Raw genomic sequence first — 24,897 nt, 5'->3', positions numbered from 1 at the left:
GAATATTTTTGGCCTCGTTGCGGGCGCGCGCGTGTCGCTGCGGCCTCGGTCCGGAAAGTCCTTGCAGATCAACGGCGGGGACGCGCTGCACCTCGGCAAAGTCACGAAAGCTTCACAGTGGCTGCGCACGACCCCCATGGGGAGCCGCGACATCGAGACAGGGTCACCACCCAACCCCGAGGTCCACCTCTAGCTCAGGACCAGCACGCCGGCGGGGAGCGACCGGGCGTTCAAACCGAAGGACCGCTGCATCTGGAGCAAGGCCAGATCGAGGCGGTCGAGCTTGAAGGTCGCGGTGACCGTTTTCCCCCGCAGCGCATCCACCATCAGCATCACACGCCCGGGGCGGTAGCGATTGATCTCGTCCAGCACCACCGACAAGGGCGCCTGCTTGAACACGAGCTCACCGCGCCGCCAGGCAGAAGCCACCTCGGGGTCTGCGGCGGCGATGCCGCTGATCGAGTGGTCGCGGTAGACCGCTTGCTGGCGTGCCAGCAGCACACGGTCGCCGGCCGGATGCTCGATGCGCACGCGCCCCGCCAGGCAGGTCACGCACACCCGCCCTTCCAGGCGGCTGATCTCGAAGCGCGCCGACTCGCCAATGCTGCGGCCGGCGCCGGCCACGACGCTGAAGGTGTGTGCACTGGGCAGCATCTCGATCGCCGCTTCGCCGTTCAGCAATTCCAGCCCCTCGGCCTGGTCGTCCGAGGCCACCCGGCGGATGCTGGTGCGGGTGTTCAAGGTCACGTCGATCTGGTCGGACCACGCGATCGCACGCTGCTCGCCGGCGGCCGTGCGCCAGTCCGCATTCCACTCGTTGGCCGTGGGCCACAACCCCAAGGGCGAATAGACCGCCACCCCCGCGACACCGGCCGCGGCGGCTGCGCCGGCCACGCCCAGGAAGGCCCGGCGGCTCGCTGCGGGCTTGCGCAGGGTCTCGCGGTGAAGGCTCGCCGCTTCGGCGTCGGTGCGCACCAGCTTGTTCAGCGCGGGTTGAAGCACGCGCCACTGCTGCCGGGCCTCGATGAACGCCGCTTGGTGCAAGGGACTCGCGTCGCGCCAGCGGCGGAACGCCTGGGCCTCCCACTGCGTGGCGGCGCCCGAATGCAGCTTGCGCACCCACGCGCGCGCGTCTTCGCGCAGCGTCTCGGGAAGCGTCGGTGGTGAAGGGTGCGTCGTCATGTCGGTTTCAGGGGCCCCGTACTTGATAGACGGTTGCCGACACCGCAATCCGCAAACTATTTCTTCGTGCCGTCATGAAGACCTGCCAGGGCGCGGTTCCAGCCGCGCGAACAGAAGATCCTGCGCGGCCTTCAGTTCGTACTCGACGGTCCGCACAGGAATGCCAAGCCGCGTGGCCACGTCCCGCTGCGACCAGCCCTCCAGGCGAACCAGCAGCAGGATCTCGCGGCGGCGCGGCGGCAGGCGCGACAGCAGGCCATCCAGCGCCTCCAGCTGCGAACGGGCCTCGGCGACCTCGGCGGGACCGGGCGCCGGGTCCGGCAGCTCGTTCATCAGCATGTCGATGTCGTCGGACAGCAAGACCTGGCTCTGTGCACGCCGGACGTCGATGGCCAGGTTGACCGCCATGCGCAGCAGATACGCCTGGGGCGTGGCAATGGGGCCCGCCATGGGCTGGCTGCGCTCCAGCTTCAGCCAGGTTTCGTGCAGGGCGTCTTCCGCCAGTTCGCGATTGCCCAGCCGCACGGCCAGGCGCTGCCTGAGCTGCTCGTAGCGTTGCACCAGGAAGCTGCGCAGCAGCGGGATGACGTTCTCCGTCATGCGTCAGTGCACCGTGGCGCAGCGGGGCCCGGGCAACACATCGTGCGGGAGGATGGCCAGCGTGAGCGGCAGCGCCAGGTCCACCGGCGGAGGATGGTCCATCTTCAGAGGGGCCAATGCCGCGAGCATGGCGGCGTCCCGCCCGGGGTCTCCCGAAGACGACACCAGGCGGGCCTGGCCGATGCGGCCCGACGCGGTCACCTGCAGTTGCAGGATCGCGCGGTAGTGGCCGGGGGCCGTTCGAAGATCGGCACACAACGCGTCCCAGACACGGGCCTGGACCAGGGCGTCGTACCCGCGTGGCGAACCGCCGGTCGATGCCACCCCGGGCGCCGCGGCGACGCGCTTCAGGATGAAGGCACCGGAAAGCTGCGTGTCCACGTCGTCCGCGGTGAACCCCGTGCCGGCCAGCAAGGCCCGCAAGGCGGCATGCGGCGCATGGCGCCCGCGCACCGGGGCGGAGGTTCGCCCCGCCACCCACTCGTCGATGAACATCACCGATCGCCCCGACACCGCGGCGTATTGCGCCAGGGCAGCCGCCAAGGGCTGCGCGGGCAGGTCGAAGTCGAGCATCTGCGATTCGGACGACGCGCGGGTGGCGGAGTCTGCCGACTGCACGTCGGTGCCCGAGGCCACGGCCTTCGCTGTCGATCCCCAGGCGATGCAGACGCACACCACGGTGCACGTCAGGCCGGAGACAAAGGCTCGCACGAGCCTGTCGTCCCTGCCCCGGCCCAAGCCCCGTCCAACCACTCGCCCACGACCACCATGCGCTGAAGTCAACAAGGAAGAAGTGGATCGTGTCAGCAAGCTTGTGGGCAGTATTTCAACTCCTGCAAGCATCACATCGGCGAATGACGACCGCGTGACGACCGGTAGGGCCGGGCGCGTCGCCGCGGGGCGCGGGCAGCGCCCTCTTCCGTTGCCGGTCCTGCTAGCGCCCCGGCGTCAGCTGGATCCGTTCCACCGTTTCTTTCTCGACCGCCCCGCGGCTGTAGACCAGCGGCACGTACTTGCCTTCGAGCCACAGCGGCGCCAGGTCGCGGTAGTTCGGGCTGTCGGGGTTGCCCGACTGGCCCGGCGTGTTGATGACGCGCGAGGCGTCCCAGTTGCCCACGTCGAGCACCATGCGGAACGACGCGCCCGAGGTCAGCTTGTAGTCGTTCGCGCGGTAGGTGGCCGCCATCGGCGTGAACGACGAACCGGACATCGGCCAGTCGCCCACCTCGAGCTTCTTGCGCGTGGCCGCATCGACCACGCCGCCCAGCGGATGCCGGAACTCGGCGCGGTGCAAGGCGCCCCACTTCCACCCCGCCGGGTCGGGCCCGAGCTTGGCGGACAGCTCCTGCATGGCGGCGGGCAAGGTCGTCAGCAGCAAGGCATCGCGCTGCGCGTTGCTGACCCAGCCGGACGGGTTCTCCAGCAGCAGCACCATGCGCGTGTTGTCGCCGGGTGCGGCCAGCGCGGCACCGGCATCGCCCGCCCCTGCCTTGAGCACGGCCTGGCGCAGGAACTTGCTGCTCCACACTTCGTACAGCGCGGCGGCTGCGCTGTCGCGGTCCATGGCGCCGTCCCAGCCTTGCAGCAGGCGCAGCGCCGCCGCGGTCTGGGCGTCGTCGCTGCGCTGGCCGGCCAGCAGCTTCAGCAGCCGCTGCGCCGGCGTGGCGACGATGTCGTTCTGCATGCGCTCCGAGTCCTCGATGGTGAAGCGCGAACCCGCCGCCACCTTGGCCGCGAACAGTTCCTTGAGGCGAAGCGCGCGCGCCGCATCGCTCCACTCGTAGCCCACGCCCTTCTTCGCGGCGGGATGGTCGGGCGGGATGTTGTTTTCGTTGGCCGTGACCACGTAGCCGCGCGCGGGGTTGAACTCCGAGGGCAGTTCGTCGCCGTTGCGAAAGCCCGACCATTCATAGCGGCCGTCGCCCGGCACGGGCATGAGGCCGTCCCAGTTCGGACGGATCGGCGTGAGCCCGCCCGGAATCCAGCCGACGTTGCCGCTGCTGTCGGCATACACCTGGTTCTCGCCCGGCGCGCCCCAGCGGTTCATGGCGGCGCGGAACTGGTCCCAGTTGCGCGCGCGCATGTAGTCCATCGAACCGAAGTACGGCGCCATGCCGGGCTCCAGCCAGGCGGCGCGCAAGGCGAAGGCGCGACGCTTGCCGGGCTCCGCGACCAGCACCGGGCCGTGGCGCGTGAAGGTGTTGACCACCTCGCGCGGCGCGGCCTCGCCCTTGACCGCGATGCGCTCGGTGACGCGCGTCATCGGCTCCCAGCGGCCCTGGTAGCGGTACTCCTCGGGGTTGGCCGGGTTGAGCTCGTACACGTACAGGTCTTCCTGGTCCATGTAGAAGCGCGTGAGGCCGAAGGCGATGGTGCCGTTGTGGCCGATCGACAGGCCCGGCAGGAAGGGCTCGCCGGCGCCGATGGCGTCCATGCCGGGCGCGCTCAGGTGCGTCATGTAGCGCAGGCTCGGCGCGCCGTGCGCGCGGTGCGGGTCGTTCGCCAAAATCGGCCGGCCCGTGGACGTGAGCTTCGGCGCGATGACCCAGTTGTTGCTGCCGTAGGCGGCCGTGGGGTCGCCCTGCGCCGCGTCGTCCTGCTCGGCCTTCGCGGCCATCGCCTCGGCGCTGCCCGGCAGCAGCGCGACCGGCGTGGAAGACGCACCTGCGTTCATGCCCACGCGCGTGTTCTCCTTGGTGAAGCGCGGCGCATCGGTTGCCCGCAGGTAGGCCGCGCGCAGCTCCGCCGCCGGAAGGCTGCAGGGATCGAAGCCCTCGGGCACCTTGGGCGTGACCGGTGGATCGAGTTCACGGCGCAGCCAGTCGGCCTTGACGCCCGGCGCGCCGGCGCAGAACGCGCGTGCGCGGTCGACCTCCGAGCTGAAATTGAGCGTGAGCCCGTGGTGCCGGATGCGCACCACGTCTTCGGGCGACCACGTGGACGGCTGGTAGCCCAGCAGCGCGAACTCGGTGGGCAGCAGCGCGGGCTGCGCGCGCACCTGCGCCACGTAGGCGTTGACGCCGGCCGTGAAGGCCTCGGCCACGCGCTTGGCGTCGGAGCCGTAGGCCAGCCATTCGCGGTACATGTCGCCGCGGTAGAGCACGGCGCGCGCGGCGCGGTCGCTCTCGACCCAGGCGGGGCCGAAGTCCTTCGCCATCTCGCCCAGGCCGCGCTTGCGCCACAGGTCCATCTGCCAGAGCCGGTCGCGCGCGGCGATGAAGCCCTGCGCCACGAAGGCGTCGTAGAGCGTGCCGGCGTACAGGTGCGGCACGCCCCAGCGGTCGACCAGCACTTCGGCGGGCTTCTCGAGGCCGGGCACCGCGAAGGATGAGGCGGGGCGCGTGGGCGTGTTCACGCCCGGGGCATTGGACGCACACCCTGCGAGGGCGAGCACCGCCAGCGACACGGCGCCCAGGGAAAGCCGATGGTTCATTCTCTTCATGCAGTTCGTCTCCGGTCTTGTTGTGGATTGGCAGCGGGCAGTATCCCGATTTCTGTCACCCGACGGGTGACAAGGCATGACTTGTAGACTGGCGCGCTATGCAGCCCACCACCCCTTCAACCTCCTCCTGCGACAGCTGGCTCGCCGGCGCGATCCGCCGCATCGAAGCCGACTACCAGCGCAGCGCCGACACGCACCTCATTCCGCTGCCGCTGCCCGCGCTGGCCGCGCACGGCATCGACCTGTACCTGAAGGACGAATCGACGCACCCCACCGGCAGCCTCAAGCACCGGCTCGCGCGCTCGCTGTTCCTGTACGCGCTGTGCAACGGCTGGGTGCGCGAAGGCACGACCATCGTCGAGGCCTCCAGCGGCTCCACCGCCGTGAGCGAGGCCTACTTCGCGCGGCTGCTGGGCCTGCCCTTCATCGCCGTGATGCCGCGCAGCACCTCGCCCGAGAAGGTGGCGCAGATCGCCTTCTACGGTGCAAGCTGCCACTTCGTCGACCACGCTGCGCAGGTGTACGACGAGGCCCGCGCGCTGGCCGAGCGCACCGGCGGCCACTACATGGACCAGTTCACCTACGCCGAGCGCGCGACCGACTGGCGCGGCAACAACAACATCGCCGAGAGCATGTTCCAGCAGATGGCGCGCGAGCGGCATCCGGTGCCCGCGTGGATCGTGGTGGGCGCCGGCACCGGCGGCACCAGCGCCACCATCGGGCGCTACCTGCGCTTTCGCTGCCACGACACGCAGGTGTGCGTGGCCGACCCCGAGGGCTCGGTGTTCTCGGCCTACCACCGCAGCGGCGACGCCACGCTCACGGCGCCCGGCTCGCGCATCGAAGGCATCGGCCGCCCGCGCGTGGAGCCCAGCTTCGTGCGCACCCTGGTCGACCGCATGCTCGAAGTGCCCAACCTCGACTCGGTGGCCGCCATGCATGCGCTGTCGGCGCTGCTGGGCCGCAAGGTCGGCCCGTCGACCGGCACCAACTTCGTCGGCATGCTGGCCGTGGCGCACGAGATGCGCGCGGCCGGCCAGCAGGGCTCGATCCTTTCGCTGCTGTGCGACGCGGGCGAACGCTACCTGCCGAGCTACCACGACGCCGACTGGGTGCGCAACGCCTTCGGCGACATCGCGCCCGCGCAGCAACGCATCGACGCGCTGGTGGCGGGTTGACGATGGCCCTGCGCGCACCTAGCGGCCTCATCGCGCGGCGGCAACTCTTGCTGCTCGCCGCGCTGGCCGCCTCGGGCGCGCCGCATGCCGCCTGGGCCCTGCCCGCGAAAGCACTGCAGTTCCCGCGCGACTTCGGCAGCCACCCCGAGCTGCGCACCGAGTGGTGGTACATCACCGGCCACGGCCAGACCGCCGCGGGGCGCGCGTTCGGCTTCCAGGTGACCTTCTTCCGCTCGCGCGTCGACGCCACGCAGGCCATGCGCTCGGCCTTCGCGGCCAAGCAGCTGGTGTTCGCGCACGCCGCCGTCACCGACCTCGAAGGCCGCGTGCTGCGGCACGACCAGCGCATCGCACGCGCGGGCTTCGACGTGGCCTCGGCCAGCGAGGCCGACACCGACGTGCGGCTGCGCGACTGGTCGCTGGTGCGCGACGCCGGCAGCGGCGCCTACACCGCGCGCATCCCCGCCGGCGAGTTCACGCTCGACCTGCGCTTCGCGCCGTCGCAACCCGTGCTGCTGCAGGGCCGCGAAGGCCTGTCGCGCAAAGGCCCCGAGCCCGAGCAGGCGAGCTACTACTACAGCGAGCCGCAGCTGCAGGCACAAGGCCGCCTCACCTTGCAAGGCCAGGCCCCGTTCGAGATCGCCGGCACCGCCTGGCTCGACCACGAATGGAGCGAGGCGCTGATGCACCCCGAGGCCGTGGGCTGGGACTGGATCGGCATGAACCTCGACGACGGCAGCGCGCTCACCGCCTTCCACCTGCGCCGCCGCGACGGCAGCGCGCTGTGGTCCGGCGGATCGTTCCGCCCGCGCGGTGGCGCGGCGCGCATCTTCCAGCCCGGCGAGGTGCGCTTCGACGCGCTGCGCAGCTGGACCAGCCCGCGCACGCGCGCGAGCTACCCGACGCACTGGCGCATCGACACGCCCGCGGGCCGCTTCGAGGTGCAGGCCCTGCTCGACGACCAGGAACTGGACAGCCGGGGCTCCACGGGCGGTGTGTACTGGGAAGGCTTGAGCGAGCTGCGCGATGCGCAGCAAGGCCAGCGCGTGGGCCGCGGGTACCTCGAGATGACGGGGTACGCGGCGCCGCTGCGGCTGTGAGCCGAAGCACAGCGCGAGGGGCTACTTCACGCCCTGGCTCAGCGCCTGCGCCGTGTTGCGCGACAGCGCGCGGACGTGGTCGTCGATCGCCGAAGCGACCGGCGCGAACTCGGCAGCGCTCAACCGCTTGAGGTCGCGCGGCTCCTGGAAATCCTTGAGCTGCCGCACCCGTTGCCGCTGCTGGGCGAGCATCGGCTCGTAGGCCGCGAGGTTCAGCGGCGGGTCCATGACGAAGACCTTGGCTTCGATCGCGGGCACTGCGTAGTACCGCGTCGACCCCAGCATGCTGCGCGTGAAAAGGCCCGAGTTCTGCATGACGCTCTCGCCGCAGGGCCCGCCGGTGCACTCCATGCGCGCCTGCGTCCGCGTCGCCTCGACGAGGACCACCGCGGCAATCTGGTCGTCCTTCAGCTTGCGTGTCGCCCACGCTTGCGCAGGATTCGCGATCCATCGATCGTGCTTGAAGACGGCCAGCGCGTTGACGGAAGTCGTGGCAAAGCTCGTCAGCCGCACCACCTGGAAGCCGGCTTTTTCGAGCTCCGACGTGAAGGCCTCGTAGACCTTGGCCGTGGGGTTCCAGGGGAACGGGTACGTGGTCGAGAAGTTGTTGAAGACGGTCGTGCCCACGTGCATGTGCTCCGCGGATGCGGTGGGGATGCGGACCAGCAGGCCGACCTTCGCGCCCTTCGCGAGCTGGCCGCCGTTCGGCGGCAGCGGAGGCGGGGTCATGCACCCTGTCAGCGCGAGCGCCACGAAAAGTGCGAGCAGCCATCTGCGCATGGGGGTCTCCTCCATCTTCTTGTCGGTGTGGGCCGGTGCGGCCGGGTGCGGATGATTGTGCCGAGCGCTGCATGCGGCGTCGCCACGGGAACCGGTGGTTTTGGACAGCGTCGGCTTGTCAGTGCCGATGAGGGCCGCGACTCACGCCGAGACCGTCACCCCATTGCGCGCCAGCACCGCCAGCAGCTTCGGAATGTCGGGCGCCGGCCCCGCCGGAATCTCGCGGTCGATGGCGGTGAACATCTGCGCAGCCATCGCGTCCTGCCCCGTGATCTCGAGCATCTGGCCGCCGCCCTTGCCGTAGTGAAAGCCGTGCACCGTGCCGCGCGGCACGTGCACCAGCGTGCCGGGCTGGCACCGATGCGCCTGGCCGTCGCAGAGGAATTCGACCTCGCCGCCGAGCACGTAGAACGACTCGTCCCAGTCGTGACTGTGCGGTGGCGGGCCCGTGCCTTCGTCGCCGCGCTGGAAGGTGACGCCGTAGCTCTGCGTCGAGGCATTCGACGCCAGCACCGTCACCTGCGTGCCGAGCACGTTCAAGGGCGTTTCGCGCCGCTCGGGCGGGAGGACAAAGTACGGAAGAAGGGCCATGGCCGGCTCCTCGAAGTGGGAGCCGGATTCTGCGCCCCGGCCACAGGGGGCACAAGCGGTGGCGCCGCAGGGAGGGTAACCTCCCCGCCGCCGCGCCACCGGCATCGCTACTTCGCGCGGCGGCGCTCGATGAAGGCGATGATCTCGCCCATGATGCCCTTGCGGAAGGCCAGCACGCAGATCACGAAGATCAGGCCCGTGACCATGGTGACCGACTCGCCCAGCGTGTTGAACCAGTCGACGGTCGTGATGCGCGCCAGGAAGTTGCCGAGTTCGCCGATCTTGTTCTCGAGCAGCACGACCACCGCCGAACCCACGATGGGGCCCGACAGCGTGCCCAGGCCGCCCACCAGCGTCATCAGGATGACCTGGCCCGAGGCGGTCCAGTGCACGTCGGACAGCGTGGCAAAGCCCAGCACCAGCGTCTTGAGCGAACCGGCCAGGCCCGACAGCGCGGCCGAGATCACGAAGGCCAGCAGCTTGAAGCGGCTCACGTCGTAGCCCAGCGAGAGCGCGCGCGGCTCGTTTTCCTTGATGCCCTTGAGCACCTGCCCGAACGGCGAGTGGATGGTGCGCACGATCAGCAGGAAGGCCGCGACCACGATCACCAGCGCCACGTAGTACATGGTGAGGTCGTTGGACAGGTCGACGACGCCGAAGAGCTTGCCGCGCGGCACGCCCTGCAGGCCGTCTTCGCCGCCCGTGAACTTGGCCTGCAGCGCGACGAAGAACATCATCTGCGCGAGCGCCAGCGTGATCATCGCGAAGTAGATGCCCTGGCGGCGGATGGCCAGCACGCCGAACAGCCAGCCCAGCAAGGCGCCGGTGAGCGTGCCCGCGATCAGGCCCAGCTCGGGCGTGAGGCCCCAGACCTTGATCGCATGGCCCGCCACGTACGCGGAGCCGCCCAGGAAGGCCGCATGGCCGAAGGACAGCAGGCCGGTGTAGCCCAGCAGCAGGTTGAAGGCCGCGGCGAACAGCGCGAAGCACATGAGCTTCATCACGAACACCGGGTAGGCGCCGAAGAACGGCGCGAGCACCAGGGCGACCAGCAGCAGCGCGTAGACGACGGTGGAGATTTTTTTCATGTTCATGCCGCTCGCCTTATTTCTCTTTGCCGAACAGGCCGGCGGGGCGGATGAGCAGCACGATGACCATGATCACGAACACAACCGTCGAAGAAGCCTCGGGATAGAAAACCTTGGTGAGCCCCTCGATCACGCCCAGGCCCAGGCCCGTGAGGATGGCGCCCATGATGGAGCCCATGCCGCCGATCACGACCACCGCGAACACCACGATGATGAGGTTCTGCCCCATCAGCGGCGACACCTGCATCACCGGTGCGGCCAGCACGCCGGCGAAGGCGGCGAGCGCACAGCCGAAGGCGTAGGTCAGCGTGATCATCAGCGGCACGTTGACGCCGAAGGCTTCCACCAGGCGCGGGTTCTCGGTGCCGGCGCGCAGGTAGGCGCCCAGGCGCGTCTTCTCGATCACGTACCAGGTCGCAAAGCAGATCACCAGCGAGGCCACGACCACCCAGGCACGGTAGTTGGGCAGCACCATGAAGCCCAGGTCGGTGGCGCTGGACAGCAGCTCGGGCGCATCGTAGGGCAGCCCCGACACGCCGTAGACAGAGCGGAACACGCCTTCGATCAGCAACGTGAGGCCCAGCGTGAGCAGCAGGCCGTAGAGGTGGTCGAGCTTGTAGATCCAGCGCAGCAGCAATCGTTCGATGACCACGCCGAACAGGCCGATGAGGACCGGCGCGGCGATCAGCATCACCCAGTAGTTGACGCCCAGGTACTCCATGGCCATCCAGGTGAGGACGGCCCCGAGCATGAACAGCGCGCCGTGCGCGAAGTTGATGACGTTGAGCAAACCGAAGATCACCGCCAGCCCGAGGCTCAGGATGGCGTAGAACGAGCCGTTGACCAGCCCCAGAAGGAGCTGGCTCAACAAGGCGGGAAGGGAAATGTTCATAAGCGTTTCAACGAACCCGGGCGCCGCAGGGGCGCCCGCGGGAGGTCACTTCCAGAGGGCGCAGCGGCTCTCGGCCTTGGTCGTGAAGACTTCTTCGCCCTTGAGCTTCTGGACCACCTTGTAGTAGTCCCACGGCTGCTTGGATTCGGCCGGCGACTTGACCTGCACCAGGTACATGTCGTGCACGAAGCGGCCGTCGGCGCGGATGCTGCCCTTGGCGTAGAAGTCGTCGATGGGCGTGGACTTGAGCGTGGCCATGACCTTGTCGGCATCGACCGTCTTGGCGGCCTGCACGGCCTTCAGGTAGGTCATGGTGGCCGAGTAGTCGGCGGCCTGGATGTCGGTGGGCATGCGCTTGGTCTTCTCGAAGAAGCGCTTGCCGAAGGCGCGCGTCTTGTCGTCGAGGTTCCAGTCCCAGCTGGTGGTCAGCAGCAGGCCTTCGGTGTTCTTCAGGCCCAGGCTGTGCACGTCGGTCACGAACACCAGCAGGCCCACCATCTTCATGCTCTTGGTGATGCCGAACTCTTTCGCGGCCTTGATGCTGTTGATGGTGTCGCCGCCGGCATTGGCCAGCGCCAGCACCTGTGCCTTGGAGTTCTGCGCCTGCAGCAGGAAGGACGAGAAGTCGGAGGTGTTGAGCGGCGCCTTCACCGAGCCCAGCACGGTGCCGCCCTTTTCCTTCACGACCTTGGTCGCGTCGGCTTCCAGGGCCTGGCCGAAGGCGTAGTCGGCGGTCAGGAAGTACCAGCTCTTGTCGCCACGGCCGATCACGGCCGCGCCGGTGCCCTTGGCGAGCGCGACGGTGTCGTAGGCGTAGTGCACGGTGTAGGGCGAGCACTGTTCGTTGGTGAGCGCCGAGCTGCCGGCGCCGTTCACGACGAAGACGCGCTTCTTCTCCTGCGCCACCTTGGCCATGGCCAGGGCCGTGCCGGAGCTGGTGCCGCCGAACAGCATGGTCAGGCCCTGCGTGTCGATCCACTCGCGCGCCTTGGAGGCGGCGATGTCGGCCTTGTTCTGGTGGTCGGCCGTGAGCAGCTCGATGGGCATGCCGTTGACCTTGCCGCCGAAGTCGTCGATGGCCATCTGGATCGCCAGCGCGCCGTTCTTGCCTTCGACGTCGGCGTACAGGCTCGACATGTCGGTGACGAAGCCGATCTTGACCTTGTCCTGCGCCTGGGCGGCACCGGCGGCCAGCGCGGCGGCGGCGAAAACGGCGGAGAGAGCGAATGTGGTGGTCTTCATGGATGTTGTTCCTGTGGGGTGTTCGGTGGTGTCACTTCCAGAGCGTGCACTTGGACTCGGCCTTGGTGGTGAACACCGTGTCGCCGGGCAGTTTCTTCACGAGCTTGTAGTAGTCCCACGGCGTCTTCGATTCGGCGGGCGACTTGACCTGCATCAGGTACATGTCGTGCACGTAGCGGCCGTCGGGGCGGATCTGGCCGGTGCCGAAGAAGTCGTTGAGCTTCATCTTCTTGAGCTCGGCCATGACCTTGTCGGCATCGTCGGTCTTGGCGGCGTCCACGGCCTTGAGGTAGGTCATGGTGGCCGAGTAGTCGGCGGCCTGGATCTCGGTGGGCATGCGCTTGGTCTTGTCGAAGAAGCGCTTGGCGAACTTGCGGGTCTCGTCGTTCAGGTCCCAGTACCAGCTGGTGGTGAACTGCAGGCCCTCGGTGTTCTTCAGGCCCAGGCTGTGCACGTCGCTCAAAAAGATCAGCAGGCCGGCCAGCTTCATCGACTTGCCGATGCCGAACTCCTTGGCGGCCTTGATGCTGTTGACGGTGTCACCGCCCGCGTTGGCCAGGCCCAGGATCTGCGCCTTGGAGTTCTGCGCCTGCAGCAGGAACGACGAGAAGTCGGACGCGTTGAGCGGATGGCGCACCGCGCCGACGATCGTGCCGCCCTTGGCCTTCACGACGGTGGAGGTGTCGGCTTCGAGCGCGTGGCCGAAGGCGTAGTCGGCCGTCAGGAAGAACCAGGTCTTGCCGCCGCCGTCGACCACCGCGGCGCCGGTGCCCTTGGCGAGCGCGACGGTGTCGTAGGCGTAGTGCACGGTATAGGGCGAGCACTGTTCGTTGGTGAGCGCCGACGAGGCCGCGCCGTTGTTGAAGTACACGCGCTTCTTCTCGGCCGCGACCTTGGCCAGCGCCAGGCCCACGCCCGAGTTGGTGCCGCCGAAGACCATGCTCAGGCCTTGCGTGTCGATCCACTCGCGCGCCTTCGAGGCGGCGATGTCGGGCTTGTTCTGGTGGTCGACGGTGAGCAGCTCGACCGGCTTGCCGGCTACCTTGCCGCCGAAGTCGTCGATGGCCATCTGGATCGCCAGCGCGCCGTTCTTGCCTTCGAGGTCGGCGTACAGGCTGGACATGTCGGTGATGAAGCCGATCTTGACCTTGTCCTGGCCTTGCGCCTGGGCGGACGCTGCAAGCGCCAGTGCGCTGAAAGCCAGGGCGAAAGCGGTGAGCTGATTTTTCATGGATGTCTCCGGCAGTAGCAAGAAGGGGTGAAAGAACTCAGACGCCGAGCAACTCGGTCAGCACGGGCATCTTGGCTTCGAGCTCGGCGGCGCCGAACTTCTCGACGATGCGGCCGTGCTCCATCACGTAGAAACGGTCGGCCAGCGGCGCGGCGAAGCGGAAGTTCTGCTCGACCATGACGATGGTGTAGCCCTTGGCGCGCAGCGTGGTGATCATGCGGGCCAGCGCCTGCACGATGACGGGCGCCAGGCCTTCGGAGATTTCGTCGAGCAGCAGCAGCTTGGCGCCGGTGCGCAGGATGCGCGCCACGGCCAGCATCTGCTGCTCGCCACCCGACAGGCGCGTGCCCTGGCTGTGGCGGCGCTCGGCCAGGTTGGGGAACATGGCGTAGATCTCGTCGACCGACATGCCCTGCCCCGCGCCCTTGAGTTCGGGCGGCAGCATCAGGTTTTCTTCGCACGAGAGGCTGGCGAAGATGCCGCGTTCTTCGGGGCAATAGCCGATGCCCAGGTGCGCGATGCGGTGCGTCGCCATCGAGACGGTCTCGACGCCGTTGACCTTGATGCTGCCCTTGCGGGCGCCGGTGAGTCCCATCACGGCGCGCATCGTCGTCGTGCGGCCCGCACCATTGCGGCCCAGCAGCGTGACGACTTCACCCGGCTGCACGACCATGTCGACGCCGTGCAGCACGTGCGATTCGCCGTACCAGGCCTGCAGGCCCTTGATTTCGAGTGCAGCGGTCATCAGTGAGCCCCCTGCATTTCGCCGTCGGTGGTGCCCATGTAGGCCTCCATCACCTGCGGGTTCTTCGAGACTTCGGCGTACGGGCCTTCGGCCAGCACGGCGCCGCGCTGCAGCACCGTGATGGTGTCGGCGATGGTCGAGACCACGCTCATGTTGTGTTCGACCATCAGGATGGTGCGTCCGGCCGACACGCGCTTGATGAGCTCGGCCACGCGGTGCACGTCTTCGTGGCCCATGCCCTGCGTGGGTTCGTCCAGCAGCATCAGCTCGGGCTCCATGGCCAGCGTGGTGGCGATCTCGAGCGCGCGCTTGCGGCCGTAGGGCAGGTTCACGGTCTGTTCGTCGGCCAGCTCTTCGAGGCCCACCTCGGCGAGCAGTTCGCGGGCGCGCGCATCGAGCGGCTTGAGCGACTTCTCGCTCTTCCAGAAGTGGTACGAGGTGCCGAGCTTGCGCTGCAGGCCCAGGCGCACGTTCTCGAGCAGCGTGAGGTGCGGGAACACGGCGGAGATCTGGAACGAGCGGATCACGCCGCGCCGCGCAATCTGCGCCGGGCGTTCGCCCGTGATGTCGTGGCCGTTGAACAGGATCGTGCCGGCCGTGGGCTCGAGGAATTTGGTGAGCAGGTTGAAGCAGGTCGTCTTGCCGGCACCGTTGGGGCCGATGAGCGCGTGGATCGAACCGCGCTTCACCGAGAGGTCGACCTTGCTGACCGCGGTGAATCCCTTGAATTCCTTGGTGAGCTGGCGTGTTTCAAGAATGACGTCGCTCATCTCGCGGCGTCGTCCGTGTGCGGAAAAAAGAAATCGGTCATGCGGTCCATCTCAATGCGCCACCATCGAGCGCGGACCGATTGTTGGTGGCTGCTATGCAATTGCATACTGGGGCAAATGCCTATGCTGCACTGCAACCATTCACAGAGTGCGCACCCTCTGTGCGAGCGACTGTCGTCCCGACGACATTGCGCACCGCAGCACGCACACCTGCGAACGCGCGATGCATGCACGCGCACCGTCATGAGGATGTCGGGCACGCATGCACGCTTCGTGAAAAACTGGCGTGCCCGCTGCGCTGCCGCGATGCGCTTTCACCCGGATTGAATCCACCACCGCCATGCCGAACTTCCGCTCCCCCGAATTCCTTGCCAGCCACATCGCCCACACGCTGGCGTTCTACGCGCCGCGCAGCCGCGATGCCTCGGGCGGCTTCTTCCATTTCTTCACCGACGACGGCACGGTGTACGACCGCCGCACGCGCCACCTCGTGAGCAGCACGCGCTTCGTGTTCAACCACGCGATGGCGTGGCGCCGCTTCGGCCGGCCCGACGATCTTGCGGCGGTGCACCACGGCCTGGCGTTTTTGCAGACCGCGCATGCGCAGCCGAATGGTGGCTATGCATGGCAGATCGACTGGGATGGCCATCAAGCCACCGTGCAGGACGGCACGCAGCACTGCTACGGCCTGGCCTTCGTGCTGCTGGCGCACGCGCATGCGCTGATGGCCGGCGTCGAGGAAGCACGCGCCGGCCTCGCGCACACCCGCGACCTGATGGAACGGCATTTCTGGGAACCGGCGCACCAGCTGTACGCCGACGAGGCCACGCCCGCCTGGCAGGTCGGCCCCTACCGCGGCCAGAACGCCAACATGCACGCCTGCGAGGCGATGCTCGCGGCCTACGACGCCACGCGCGAGCCCTTCTACCTTCAGCGCGCACGCACGCTGGCCGAAAGCATCACGGGCCGGCAGGCCGCGCTCGCCGACGGGCTGGTGTGGGAGCACTACCGCGAGGACTGGTCGGTCGACTGGGACTACAACCGCGGCGACAAGACCAACATCTTCCGGCCCTGGGGCTTCCAGACCGGCCACCTCACCGAATGGGCCAAGCTGCTGCTGCAGCTCGAGAGCCACCTGGGCTCCGACGCGCCGGGCACCGAATGGATCGTTCCGCGTGCACGCCACTTCTTCGACACCGCGATGCAGCGCGGCTGGGACGCCGCGCACGGCGGGCTGGTCTACGGCTTCGGGCCCGATGGCGCGGTGTGCGACAGCGACAAGTACTTCTGGGTGCAGGCCGAAAGCTTCGCCGCCGCCGCCCTGCTCGCGGTGCGCACGGGCGACGCCGGCTACTGGGACTGGTACGACCGGATCTGGGCCTACAGCTGGGCGCACTTCGTCGACCACACGCACGGTGCGTGGTACCGCATCCTCACGCCGCAGAACGCGAAGATCAGCGACGAGAAGAGCCCGGCGGGCAAGACCGATTACCACACGATGGGTGCGTGCCATGACGTGCTGAAGGCGCTGGGGCACGGCGTCAAATAGCCGCGTCACCCTTCAATATCCGCACAAATCTTGTGCGGCCACGCCTCTACCCCGCAGCGCGCGGGCTGCCTACGCTTCAGGCCTTCTTTCACTCACGCAGAGAACACATGAAGCACCCCAGCATCCGCAGCCTTACCGGCGCCGTGCCCACGAGCCGTCTCGATCCCGCCGCCACGGCGCTGATCGCGATCGATTTCCAGAACGAGTACTTCGACGGGCGCATGCCCATCCCCGACGGACTGGCCGCCTTGCGCCAGACCCGGCGCCTGATCGATGCCGCCGACCGGCATGCGATGCCGGTGTTCCATGTGCAGCACGTGGCGCCCGCCGACAGCCCGATCTTCGCGGAAGGCAGCCATGCCTTCGGCATCCACGACGAACTGCGCCCTGCCCCGCAGCACACGGTGCTGCGCAAGGCCACGCCGAGTGCCTTCGCGGGCACTGCGCTCGAAGCCGAGCTGCAGGCACGCGGCATCACGACGCTGATCCTCACGGGCCTCATGACGCACATGTGCGTGTCGGCCACGGCCTTCGATGCCGCACCGCGCGGCTACCAGAGCCTCATCGTGGGCGATGCCTGCGCGACGCGCGACCTCGACCTGGAGGAAGGCGGCGTGCTGGGCCACCGCGAACTGCATCGCGCAGCGCTGCGCGGCGTGTCGGATGTGGTGGCCGAGGTGCGCTCGACCGAGGAGGTATTGCGGCTGCTGGAGGCGAAGGCCTGAACGGCCTCAGTCGCCGCCCTGCCCGTCCGCGGGCAGGTAGCGCGCGGCAGCAAAGTCGACAAACGCCCGCACCTTCGGCGACAGGTGCCGGTTCTGCGGATACAGCGCATACAGGTTCAACGGCTGCTGGCGGAATTCGGGCAGCACGCGCACCAGTTCGCCGCGCGCCACAGGGTCGCGCACGAGGAACGCCGGCGACGCCGCCAGCCCCGTGCCCGCCAGCGCGGCGCTGCGCAGCACGAGCCCGCTGTTGGCCTGCAGCCGCCCACCCACATCCACGGTGTGGACGCTGCCGTCCGGCGCGGTGAAGCTGGGCAGGGCGGCCTTCGCGGCCAATGAATAGTTCAGGCAGTCGTGCGCCGCCAGGTCGGCGGGCGTTCGCGGCGTGCCGCGCCGCTGCAGGTAGGCGGGCGATGCCACCCACCACTCCTCGAAGCTCGCGAGGCGCTTGACGATCAGCGTCGAGTCCGAGAGTGCATACGCCAGTCGCAATCCCACGTCGAAGCCCTCTTCGATCAGGTCGACGAAGCGGTCGTTGCACACGAGGTCGGCCTTGACCTGCGGGTGCGCGTCGAGAAAAGCCGGCAGCCACTGCGCCAGTTCCTCCAGCCCGAAGGACATCGGTGCGTTGATGCGCAGCAGGCCCGTGGGCTCCACCTGGTGCTGCGCCACGACCAGCGCCGCAGTCTCGACCTGGTCGAGGATCTGCCGCGCGTGCTCGTAGTAGGTCTGGCCCGCCTGCGTGAGCGCGAAGCGGCGCGTGGTGCGGTTCAGCAGCTGCACGCCCAGCGCCGTTTCCAGCTGCTTGACGTGGCGCGAGACCACCGTGTGCGACACGTCCATCGCGTCGGCCGCGGCGGTGAAGCCGCCGGCCTCCACGACGGCGCGGAACGCCTTCATGGCCGCGAACTGGTCCATGCGCGAGCGCTGCCGGTTGTCAGTGCGCGCCGGCGGCCGCGTCGCCGCCCGCGCCGCCCTTTTGCGGCCGTGCCAGCCACACCAGCGGAATCAGCAGCAGGAACAGCACCGCCGAGGCATAGAAGATGTCGTTCGTTGCAAGCATGAACGACTGCTGGTCGACGAGGCGGTTGATCTGGCCGAGCACCTGCTCGGTGCTGAAGCCGCTGCTCGTCAGCCCCGAGATGGCGCTGGTGGCCGCGCTGTTGCCCGGGTTCACCGACTCCACCAGCTGCGCGTGGTGCAGGGCCGCGCGGCTGTCCCACAGCGTGGTGGCGATCGAGGTGCCCATGGCGCCCGCCGTGATGCGCAGGAAGTTCGACAGCCCCGACGCGGCCGGGATGCGGTCGGGCGTGAGGCCCGACAGCGTGATGGTCACCAGCGGAATGAAGAAGAACGCCATCGCGATGCCCTGGATGATCGTCGGGATGATGATCGTCACGAAGTCGGCCTGCGTGTTGAAGTTCGAGCGCATCCACAGCACCAGCGCGAACACGAGGAACGAGAAGGTCGCGTAGCGGCGCGGGTCGATCTTGGACACTGTGAGGCCCACCACCGGCGAGAAGAAGATCGCCAGCAGCCCCACGGGCGCCATGATCATCCCCGCCTGCGTGGCGGTGTAGCCCATCCACTGCTGCAGCCACAGCGGCAGCAGCACCACGTTGCCGAAGAACAGGCCGTAGGCGATGGCCGTGGCCACCGCGCCCGACCAGAAGTTGCGCCGCTTGAACAGCGACAGGTCGACCACCGGATGCTTGTCGGTCAGCTCCCAGACCAGGAAGAACGCAAAGCCGACCACGGCCACCACGGCCATCGTGACGATCTCGGCCGAGTGGAACCAGTCCAGCTCCTTGCCCTTGTCGAGCATGAGCTGCAGCGAGCCCACCCACAGCACCAGCAGCGCCAGGCCGATGGCGTCGATCGGCACCTTGTGCGTCTTGCTCTCGCGCTTGTGGTACAGCGTCCAGGTGATGGCCGCGGCCACGATGCCGACCGGGATGTTGATGTAGAAGATCCACGGCCACGAGATGTTGTCGGTGATCCAGCCGCCGAGCAGCGGTCCCATCACGGGCGCGACCAGCGTCGTCATCGACCACATGGCCATGGCCAGGCCGGCCTTGGCCTTCGGGTAGCTCGACAGCAGCAGCGTCTGCGACAGCGGGATCATCGGCCCCGCCACGAAGCCCTGGAGCGCGCGAAACAGGATGAGCGTGGTCATGTTGGGCGCCAGGCCGCACAGCAGCGAAGCGACCATGAACAGGATCACGCTGGCCATGAACAGGCGCACCTGGCCGAAGCGCTGGGTCATGAAACCCGTGAGCGGCACCGCGATGGCGTTGGCCACCGCGAAGCTGGTGATGACCCAGGTGCCTTGCGTGGTGCTCACGCCAAGGTCGCCCGAGATGGCCGGCAGCGACACGTTGGCGATCGACGAGTCGAGCACGTTCATGAAGGTGGCGGCGGACAGCGCGACCGTGCCCCACACGCGGGCGGAGCCCTCGAGCGGGGGGTGCGCGATGTAAGCGGGAGCAGCAGTGGCCATGGCGCGGGCTGTGAGGGTTCAGCGGCCGGCGGCGATCAGCCCGGCTGGCCCTGCGTGGCGGCGTGCACGGCCGGTGCGGCGGCGGACGCCGCCGGGCGGCTCACGGCTGCCGTGGGCGCACCGCGGCCGAGGTTGGCGGCCACGATGCGGTCCACCTCGGCGTCGGCGCCGCGGTCGAGCTGGCTGTAGACCTGCGTCTGCGCGAAGGCGGTGCTGCGCGGCGCGTCGGCCAGCATCTTGCCGGTCTTCTGCGTGATGTCGATCTCGGCGTCCATCGACAGGCCGATGCGCAGCGGGTTGGCCTTGAGCTGCTCGGGATCGAGCGCGATGCGCACGGGCACGCGCTGCACCACCTTGATCCAGTTGCCGGTGGCGTTCTGCGCCGGCAGCAGCGCAAAGGCGGCGCCGGTGCCCACGCCCAGGCCGGCCACCTTGCCGGTGTACTCGACCTTCTTGCCGTACACGTCGGCGGTGAGCTTCACGGGCTGGTCGATGCGGATGTTGCGCAGCTGCACTTCCTTGAAGTTGGCGTCGACCCACAGCTGGTGCAGCGGCACGATGGACATCATCGGCGTGCCGGCGGCCACGCGCTGGCCCAGCTGCACGGTGCGCTTGGCCACGTAGCCGTCGACCGGCGCGGGCATGGCCACGCGCTGCGTGGCGAGGTAGGCCTCGCGCACCTTGGCGGCGGCGGCCAGCACGCTCGGGTGCTGCGCCACGCTGGTGCCTTCGGTCAGCGACTGGTTGCTGGCCAGCGCCTCGCGCGCGGCGACCACGCCGGCCTGTGCGGCGGCCAGTGCGCTCTTGGCGTTGGCCAGCTGCGTCTCGGCGTGGTTCAGTTCTTCCTTCGACACGGCGCCGTTGCCCGACAGCGCGCGGCGGCGCTGCAGGTCGTCCTGCGCCTTGGCGATGTCGCTCTGGGCCTTGGCGATGTCGCTCTGGCGCAGCGTGACCTGCGCGGCCAGCGAACCGTTGTTCGCGTACAGCGTGCGCACCTGGCGCACGGCCTGCGCGAGCGCGGCCTCGGCCTGCTCGAGCGCGACCTTGGCATCGGCCGGGTCGAGCTGCACCAGCGGCTGGCCGGCCTTCACGAAGTCGGTGTCGTCGGCGCCGATGGCCATGACGGTGCCGCCGATCTGCGGCGTGATCTGGATGACGTTGCCCTGCACGTAGGCGTTGTCGGTGTTCTCGTAATGGCTGGCGACCAGCCATTCGTACAGGCCCCAGCCGCCGCCGGCGACCAGCACCACGGCGGTGAGCGCGGTGAGTGCGCGGCGGCGCTTGCCGTTGCTTGCAGGCGCCTCGGGCGCTGCGGTGGTGGGCACGGGGGAAGCGGATGTCGGAGTGTTGTTATCGCTCATGATGGAGTTCTTTCCGAAGAAGGCGGATCAGCAAATCAATTCCGGGTGGCAGCCGTCGGGGCCGCAGCCGTGGCGGTGGCCGGCAGCTGCCAGCCGCCGCCCAGGGCGCGCGCCAGGCCCACCTGCGTGTCGAGCGCGCGGGCCGCCAGGTCGACCGCGAGCCGGCGCTGGGCCAGCACGGCGGTTTCGGCGGTCAGCACGTTGAGGTAGTTGCCCAGGCCCGCTCGGTAGCGCTGCACGGCAATGTCGTAGGCGCCTTCGGCGGCCGTCTGCGCGGCGCGCTGCTCGGTCTGCTGGCGCACGATCGACTGCGCGCTCGAGACCTGGTCGGCCGCGTCGCGCACGGCGTCGAGCACGGTGGCGTTGTAGCTCTCGATGGCCACGTCGAGGTCGGCCGACTTGCCGCGCAGGTTGGCGCGCAGGCGCCCGCCTTCGAAGATCGGCAGGTGGATGGCCGGGCCCACGCCCCACTGCTCGCTGCCCGACTTGAGCAGCTTGCCGAAACCCAGGCTCTGGAAGCCGGCAAAGGCCGTGAGGTTCACGTTGGGATAGAACTGGGTCTTGGCATTGGCCACGTCGCTGGTGGCCGCTTCGACGCGCCAGCGTGCGGCGGCGATGTCGGCGCGGCGGCCCAGCAGGTCGGCCGGAATGTTCGCCTGCAGCGCCATCGGCTTCACGCCCGCGAGCACTGGCGGCTTGAGCGAGGCCGACACGTTGGGCTGGCCCACGAGCGCATCGAGCGCGTGCTGCTGCAGCGCGATCTGCTCGTTGAGCGCTTCGATCTGCTGGCGGGCTTCAGGCAAGCCGCCTTCGCTCTGGCGCAGTTCGAGGCGCGTATCGAGGCCAGCCGAGACGCGGTCGCGCACCAGCTTGAAGGTCTCGTCGCGCTGGGCCAGCGTGCGCTTGGCCACTTCGACCTGTTCGTTCAGGCGCGCCCACTGGAAGTAGCTGCGCGCCACGTTGCTCGCAAGCAGCACACGCGCGGCATCGGCGTCGGCCGCTGCTGCGTTGGCCGCGCCGAGGGCGGTGTCGAGTGCGCTGCGGTTCTTGCCGAAGAAGTCGAGCTCCCAGCTCGCGCCGAGCTGCAGCAGACCGATGTTCTGCGTCGAGCCGCCCAGCGGCGCCGGGTAGATGTAGTTGCTGTTGAACTTCTGGCGGTTCAGGTTCAGGTCGGCGCCGACCTTGGGCAGCAGCGCCGCACCGGCGATGTCCGCCGAGGCCTGGGCGCGCACGAGGCGCGCACGCGCGACCTGCAGGTTCGGGTTGCCGGCCACGGCCTGGTCGACCAGCGCGTTGAGCTGGCTGTCGCCGAAGGCCTGCCACCACTGGCTGTCCAGGCTGGGGACGGGCGCGCGCGCGGGGTCGGCCGCGATGCCGAGCGTGGTCGCATCGCGGAACTTGGCGTGCGAGCCGATGCCGGCCATGTCGGCGCAACCGGCGAGCGCGACCACCGCCAGCGCGGCGGCCACGACGGGCGTGCGGCGCAGCGCCCGCACGGCGAAAGACTCAGTCATTCTTCTCTCCACGGGCCGCGAGGCCCTGTGCGTTGTCGAGGATGCGGCGCAAGTAGTCCTTGAGCTGCTCCCATTCTTCGAGGCTGAAGCCGGCCAGGTACTCGTTCTGCACCCGGCTCAGCACATAGGGCACTTCCTTCGCGGCCGCACGGCCTTCGTCGGTGAGTTCGATGTTGACCACGCGGCGGTCTTCGAGCGAGCGCACGCGGCGGCACAGGCCCTTGGCCTCGAGGCGGTCGAGCAGGCGCGTCATGGCGCCGGTGTCGAGCTCGCAGGCGCGGGCCAGTTCGGCCACGGTGGTGGCGGCGCCGACGTGCAGCTTGTACAGCGGCACCCACTGCGGGTACGTGGGGCTGCCCGGCTCGCACATGCGCGTGCCGACGGTCTGGCCCACGGACGTGACGATGCGGCGCATCAGGTAGCCGATGCTCTCTTCGGCGCGGTAGTCCTCGGCGCGATAGAAGTCGGCCGGCGGGCGCACGGCCTCGTCGGGCGTCGGAGGGACCGGGGAAATGGGGGCATCGCTCATGCCTGAAATATTAGTTGTCATGGCAATTACTGTCAAGGCGACCTTTGTGGGGGCAAGGGCTCGGTAGAATTCGCGCCCATGGCTTCTTCCCCTCCGTCGTCCTCCGCAGCCAAGGGTTCGCCCCGCTCGCTGTCGGGGTTGCGCCCCTTCCTTCGCCCCTACCGCGTGCAGATCGTCCTGGCGGGGGTCTTCCTGGTGATGGCGGCGGTCACGACGCTGGCTTTTCCTATCGCCCTGCGTAGCCTGATTGACGGCGGCCTGGTCAGCGCCGACAAGGGCGCCCAGACCATGGCGCTGCGCGAGCACTTCGGCGCCCTCTTCGCGGTGGCCGTGGCGCTGGGCCTGTTTTCGGCGGCGCGCTTCTATACGGTGAGCTGGCTCGGCGAGCGCGTCACGGCCGACCTGCGCAACGCGGTCTACGGCCATGTGCTGCAGCAGAGCCCGGCCTTCTTCGAGACCACGCAGACCGGCGAGGTGCTGTCGCGCCTCACGGCCGACACCACGCTGGTGCAGACGGTCGTTGGCTCATCGCTGAGCATGGGCCTGCGCAATGCCGTCATGGGCGTGGGCGCGCTGGCGGTGCTGGTCTGGACCAACCCCTATGTGATGGTGCAGGTGCTGGGCATCCTGGTGCTGGTGGTGCTGCCGAGCATGTGGTTCGGCCGCCGCGTGCGCAAGCTGTCGCGCGCCAGCCAGGACCGCGTGGCCGACTCGAGCGCCATCGCGGCCGAGGTGCTGAACGCGATTCCGGTGGTGCAGAGCTACACGGCCGAAGGCCGCGAGGCCGACCGCTTCAACAGCTCGACCGAAAACGCCTTTCATACCGCCGTGCGCCGCACGCGCGCGCGCTCGGTGCTCGTGGCCTTCATCATCATCGCCACCTCGGCCGCCCTGCTCTGGGGCCTGTACGAAGGCACGCAGGCCGTGCTGCGCGGCGACATCACGGCTGGCCACCTGGGCCAGACCGTGGTCTACGTGGCGATCCTGGCGAGCGCCACCGCGGTGCTCGGCGAGGTGTACGGCGACCTGCTGCGCGCCGCCGGCGCCACCGAGCGCCTGATGGAACTGCTGCACGCGCCGACGGCCATCGCCTCGCCCGCACGGCCGGCGGTGGCGCCGGTTCCCGCCGCGGGCAGCGCGATCCGCTTCGACGCGATCACCTTCCACTACCCTTCGCGGCCGGGCACGCCGGCGCTGCGCGACTTCAGCCTGGACATCGCGCCGGGCGAGACCGTGGCGCTGGTGGGATCGAGCGGCGCGGGCAAGAGCACGGTGTTCCAGTTGCTGCTGCGCTACTACGACCCGCAGTCGGGCCGCATCGTGCTCGATGGTGCGTCGCTGGACGCGCTTGCGCTGCACGACCTGCGCACCCGCATCGGCCTCGTGCCGCAGGACGCGGTGATCTTCTCGGCCAGCGCCTTCGAGAACATCCGCTACGGCCGGCCCGACGCCAGCGCCGACGAGGTGCACGCCGCGGCGCGCGCCGCCTTCGCACACGACTTCCTGCAGGCCCTGCCCGAGGGCTACGACACCTTCCTGGGCGAACGCGGCGTGCGGCTGTCGGGCGGCCAGCGCCAGCGCATCGCCATCGCGCGGGCCATCCTGAAAAACCCGCCGCTACTGCTGCTAGACGAAGCCACCAGCGCACTCGACGCCGAGAGCGAGCGCATGGTGCAGGCCGCGCTCGAATCGGCGATGGAAAACCGCACCACGCTCGTGATCGCCCACCGCCTGGCGACCGTGCAGAAGGCCGACCGCATCATCGTGCTGGACCACGGCGGCATCGTCGAACAGGGAACGCACGCGGCGCTGGTGGCGCAAGGCGGCGTGTACGCGCGGCTGGCCGCGCTGCAGTTCACGGCCTGAGCGGGCCGGGCC

At 68.9% G+C, this 24,897-nt stretch carries 22 protein-coding genes; 5 read left to right on the top strand and 17 right to left on the bottom strand.

The annotated features are described in order from the left end of the window. Positions 1 to 189: 189 nt before the first annotated feature. The 4 genes from VHAB30_RS05655 to VHAB30_RS05640 form a co-directional block, all read right to left on the bottom strand. Positions 190 to 1,182 carry a FecR family protein gene (locus tag VHAB30_RS05655; protein ID WP_159276114.1) on the bottom strand — a complete coding sequence of 331 codons (993 nt, stop codon included), beginning with the start codon at positions 1,180 to 1,182 and terminating at the stop codon, positions 190 to 192. A 72-nt stretch (positions 1,183 to 1,254) separates the two neighbouring features. Further along, a complete protein-coding gene (locus VHAB30_RS05650; protein ID WP_159276113.1) occupies positions 1,255 to 1,782 on the bottom strand; it encodes an RNA polymerase sigma factor in 528 nt (175 codons plus the stop codon). A gap of 3 nt (positions 1,783 to 1,785) precedes the next feature. Next, positions 1,786 to 2,493, bottom strand: coding sequence for an STN domain-containing protein (locus tag VHAB30_RS05645; protein WP_159276112.1), 708 nt, complete (start codon positions 2,491 to 2,493; stop codon positions 1,786 to 1,788). A 223-nt stretch (positions 2,494 to 2,716) separates the two neighbouring features. Then, a complete protein-coding gene (locus VHAB30_RS05640) occupies positions 2,717 to 5,224 on the bottom strand; it encodes a penicillin acylase family protein (RefSeq protein WP_159276111.1) in 2,508 nt (835 codons plus the stop codon). 98 nt (positions 5,225 to 5,322) lie between these two features. On the opposite strand from VHAB30_RS05640, the gene VHAB30_RS05635 reads away from it, so the two are divergent. Further along, a complete protein-coding gene (locus VHAB30_RS05635) occupies positions 5,323 to 6,402 on the top strand; it encodes a PLP-dependent cysteine synthase family protein (RefSeq protein ID WP_070063094.1) in 1,080 nt (359 codons plus the stop codon). Positions 6,403 to 6,404: 2 nt separating this feature from the next. Further along, a complete protein-coding gene (locus tag VHAB30_RS05630; RefSeq protein WP_159276110.1) occupies positions 6,405 to 7,502 on the top strand; it encodes a lipocalin-like domain-containing protein in 1,098 nt (365 codons plus the stop codon). A gap of 21 nt (positions 7,503 to 7,523) precedes the next feature. Here VHAB30_RS05630 and VHAB30_RS05625 read toward each other — a convergent pair whose 3' ends face one another. From VHAB30_RS05625 to VHAB30_RS05590, 8 genes are all read right to left on the bottom strand, one after another. Then, positions 7,524 to 8,282: a hypothetical protein gene (locus tag VHAB30_RS05625; protein ID WP_159276109.1), complete on the bottom strand. Its 759-nt coding sequence runs from the start codon at positions 8,280 to 8,282 to the stop codon at positions 7,524 to 7,526. 141 nt (positions 8,283 to 8,423) lie between these two features. After that, the gene (locus VHAB30_RS05620) at positions 8,424 to 8,873 is read right to left on the bottom strand and encodes a cupin domain-containing protein (RefSeq protein WP_159276108.1); all 450 of its coding nucleotides are present in this window, start codon (positions 8,871 to 8,873) and stop codon (positions 8,424 to 8,426) included. A gap of 107 nt (positions 8,874 to 8,980) precedes the next feature. Next, complete coding sequence (locus VHAB30_RS05615) at positions 8,981 to 9,967, bottom strand: branched-chain amino acid ABC transporter permease (RefSeq protein ID WP_172438368.1); 987 nt, start codon at positions 9,965 to 9,967, stop codon at positions 8,981 to 8,983. Positions 9,968 to 9,977: 10 nt separating this feature from the next. Next, entirely contained in the window at positions 9,978 to 10,853 is an 876-nt protein-coding gene (locus tag VHAB30_RS05610; RefSeq protein WP_062474069.1) for a branched-chain amino acid ABC transporter permease, read from the bottom strand. Positions 10,854 to 10,898: 45 nt separating this feature from the next. Next, the gene (locus VHAB30_RS05605; protein ID WP_062474071.1) at positions 10,899 to 12,095 is read right to left on the bottom strand and encodes an ABC transporter substrate-binding protein; all 1,197 of its coding nucleotides are present in this window, start codon (positions 12,093 to 12,095) and stop codon (positions 10,899 to 10,901) included. A gap of 31 nt (positions 12,096 to 12,126) precedes the next feature. Continuing rightward, the gene (locus VHAB30_RS05600; protein WP_159276107.1) at positions 12,127 to 13,326 is read right to left on the bottom strand and encodes an ABC transporter substrate-binding protein; all 1,200 of its coding nucleotides are present in this window, start codon (positions 13,324 to 13,326) and stop codon (positions 12,127 to 12,129) included. A 37-nt stretch (positions 13,327 to 13,363) separates the two neighbouring features. After that, the gene (locus VHAB30_RS05595; RefSeq protein ID WP_062474075.1) at positions 13,364 to 14,071 is read right to left on the bottom strand and encodes an ABC transporter ATP-binding protein; all 708 of its coding nucleotides are present in this window, start codon (positions 14,069 to 14,071) and stop codon (positions 13,364 to 13,366) included. Next, on the bottom strand, positions 14,071 to 14,841 hold the full coding sequence (locus VHAB30_RS05590; protein WP_062474077.1) for an ABC transporter ATP-binding protein: 771 nt from the start codon (positions 14,839 to 14,841) through the stop codon (positions 14,071 to 14,073). Before VHAB30_RS05590 ends, VHAB30_RS05595 begins: the two co-directional genes overlap by 1 nt. A gap of 340 nt (positions 14,842 to 15,181) precedes the next feature. Here VHAB30_RS05590 and VHAB30_RS05585 point away from each other — a divergent pair, with 340 nt between their 5' ends. After that, the gene (locus VHAB30_RS05585; RefSeq protein WP_159276106.1) at positions 15,182 to 16,390 is read left to right on the top strand and encodes an AGE family epimerase/isomerase; all 1,209 of its coding nucleotides are present in this window, start codon (positions 15,182 to 15,184) and stop codon (positions 16,388 to 16,390) included. Positions 16,391 to 16,497: 107 nt separating this feature from the next. Further along, the gene (locus VHAB30_RS05580; protein ID WP_159276105.1) at positions 16,498 to 17,115 is read left to right on the top strand and encodes a cysteine hydrolase family protein; all 618 of its coding nucleotides are present in this window, start codon (positions 16,498 to 16,500) and stop codon (positions 17,113 to 17,115) included. Between the two features lie 6 nt (positions 17,116 to 17,121). On the opposite strand, the gene VHAB30_RS05575 is transcribed toward VHAB30_RS05580, so the two are convergent. Genes VHAB30_RS05575 through VHAB30_RS05555 form a run of 5 tightly spaced genes read right to left on the bottom strand, consistent with a single transcriptional unit; the run spans position 17,122 to position 23,019 of the window. After that, the gene (locus VHAB30_RS05575; RefSeq protein WP_159276104.1) at positions 17,122 to 18,033 is read right to left on the bottom strand and encodes a LysR family transcriptional regulator; all 912 of its coding nucleotides are present in this window, start codon (positions 18,031 to 18,033) and stop codon (positions 17,122 to 17,124) included. Between the two features lie 19 nt (positions 18,034 to 18,052). Then, positions 18,053 to 19,615: a DHA2 family efflux MFS transporter permease subunit gene (locus VHAB30_RS05570; protein ID WP_159276103.1), complete on the bottom strand. Its 1,563-nt coding sequence runs from the start codon at positions 19,613 to 19,615 to the stop codon at positions 18,053 to 18,055. A gap of 35 nt (positions 19,616 to 19,650) precedes the next feature. Beyond that, complete coding sequence (locus VHAB30_RS05565) at positions 19,651 to 20,976, bottom strand: efflux RND transporter periplasmic adaptor subunit (protein WP_159276102.1); 1,326 nt, start codon at positions 20,974 to 20,976, stop codon at positions 19,651 to 19,653. A 35-nt stretch (positions 20,977 to 21,011) separates the two neighbouring features. Then, positions 21,012 to 22,490, bottom strand: coding sequence for an efflux transporter outer membrane subunit (locus tag VHAB30_RS05560; protein WP_159276101.1), 1,479 nt, complete (start codon positions 22,488 to 22,490; stop codon positions 21,012 to 21,014). Beyond that, positions 22,483 to 23,019, bottom strand: a complete 537-nt coding sequence (locus VHAB30_RS05555) for a MarR family winged helix-turn-helix transcriptional regulator (RefSeq protein ID WP_159271080.1) — start codon at positions 23,017 to 23,019, stop codon at positions 22,483 to 22,485. The genes VHAB30_RS05560 and VHAB30_RS05555 overlap by 8 nt, the downstream gene beginning before the upstream one ends. Positions 23,020 to 23,097: 78 nt before the next feature. Between VHAB30_RS05555 and VHAB30_RS05550 the strand changes: the two genes are divergently transcribed. After that, positions 23,098 to 24,885 carry an ABC transporter transmembrane domain-containing protein gene (locus VHAB30_RS05550; RefSeq protein ID WP_159276100.1) on the top strand — a complete coding sequence of 596 codons (1,788 nt, stop codon included), beginning with the start codon at positions 23,098 to 23,100 and terminating at the stop codon, positions 24,883 to 24,885. The last annotated feature ends 12 nt before the right edge of the window (positions 24,886 to 24,897 follow it).

It is taken from the genome of Variovorax boronicumulans (genome assembly GCF_009811375.1).
Classification (GTDB): Bacteria; Pseudomonadota; Gammaproteobacteria; order Burkholderiales; family Burkholderiaceae_C; genus Variovorax; species Variovorax boronicumulans.
This window is presented reverse-complemented; position numbering and strand designations above follow the sequence as displayed.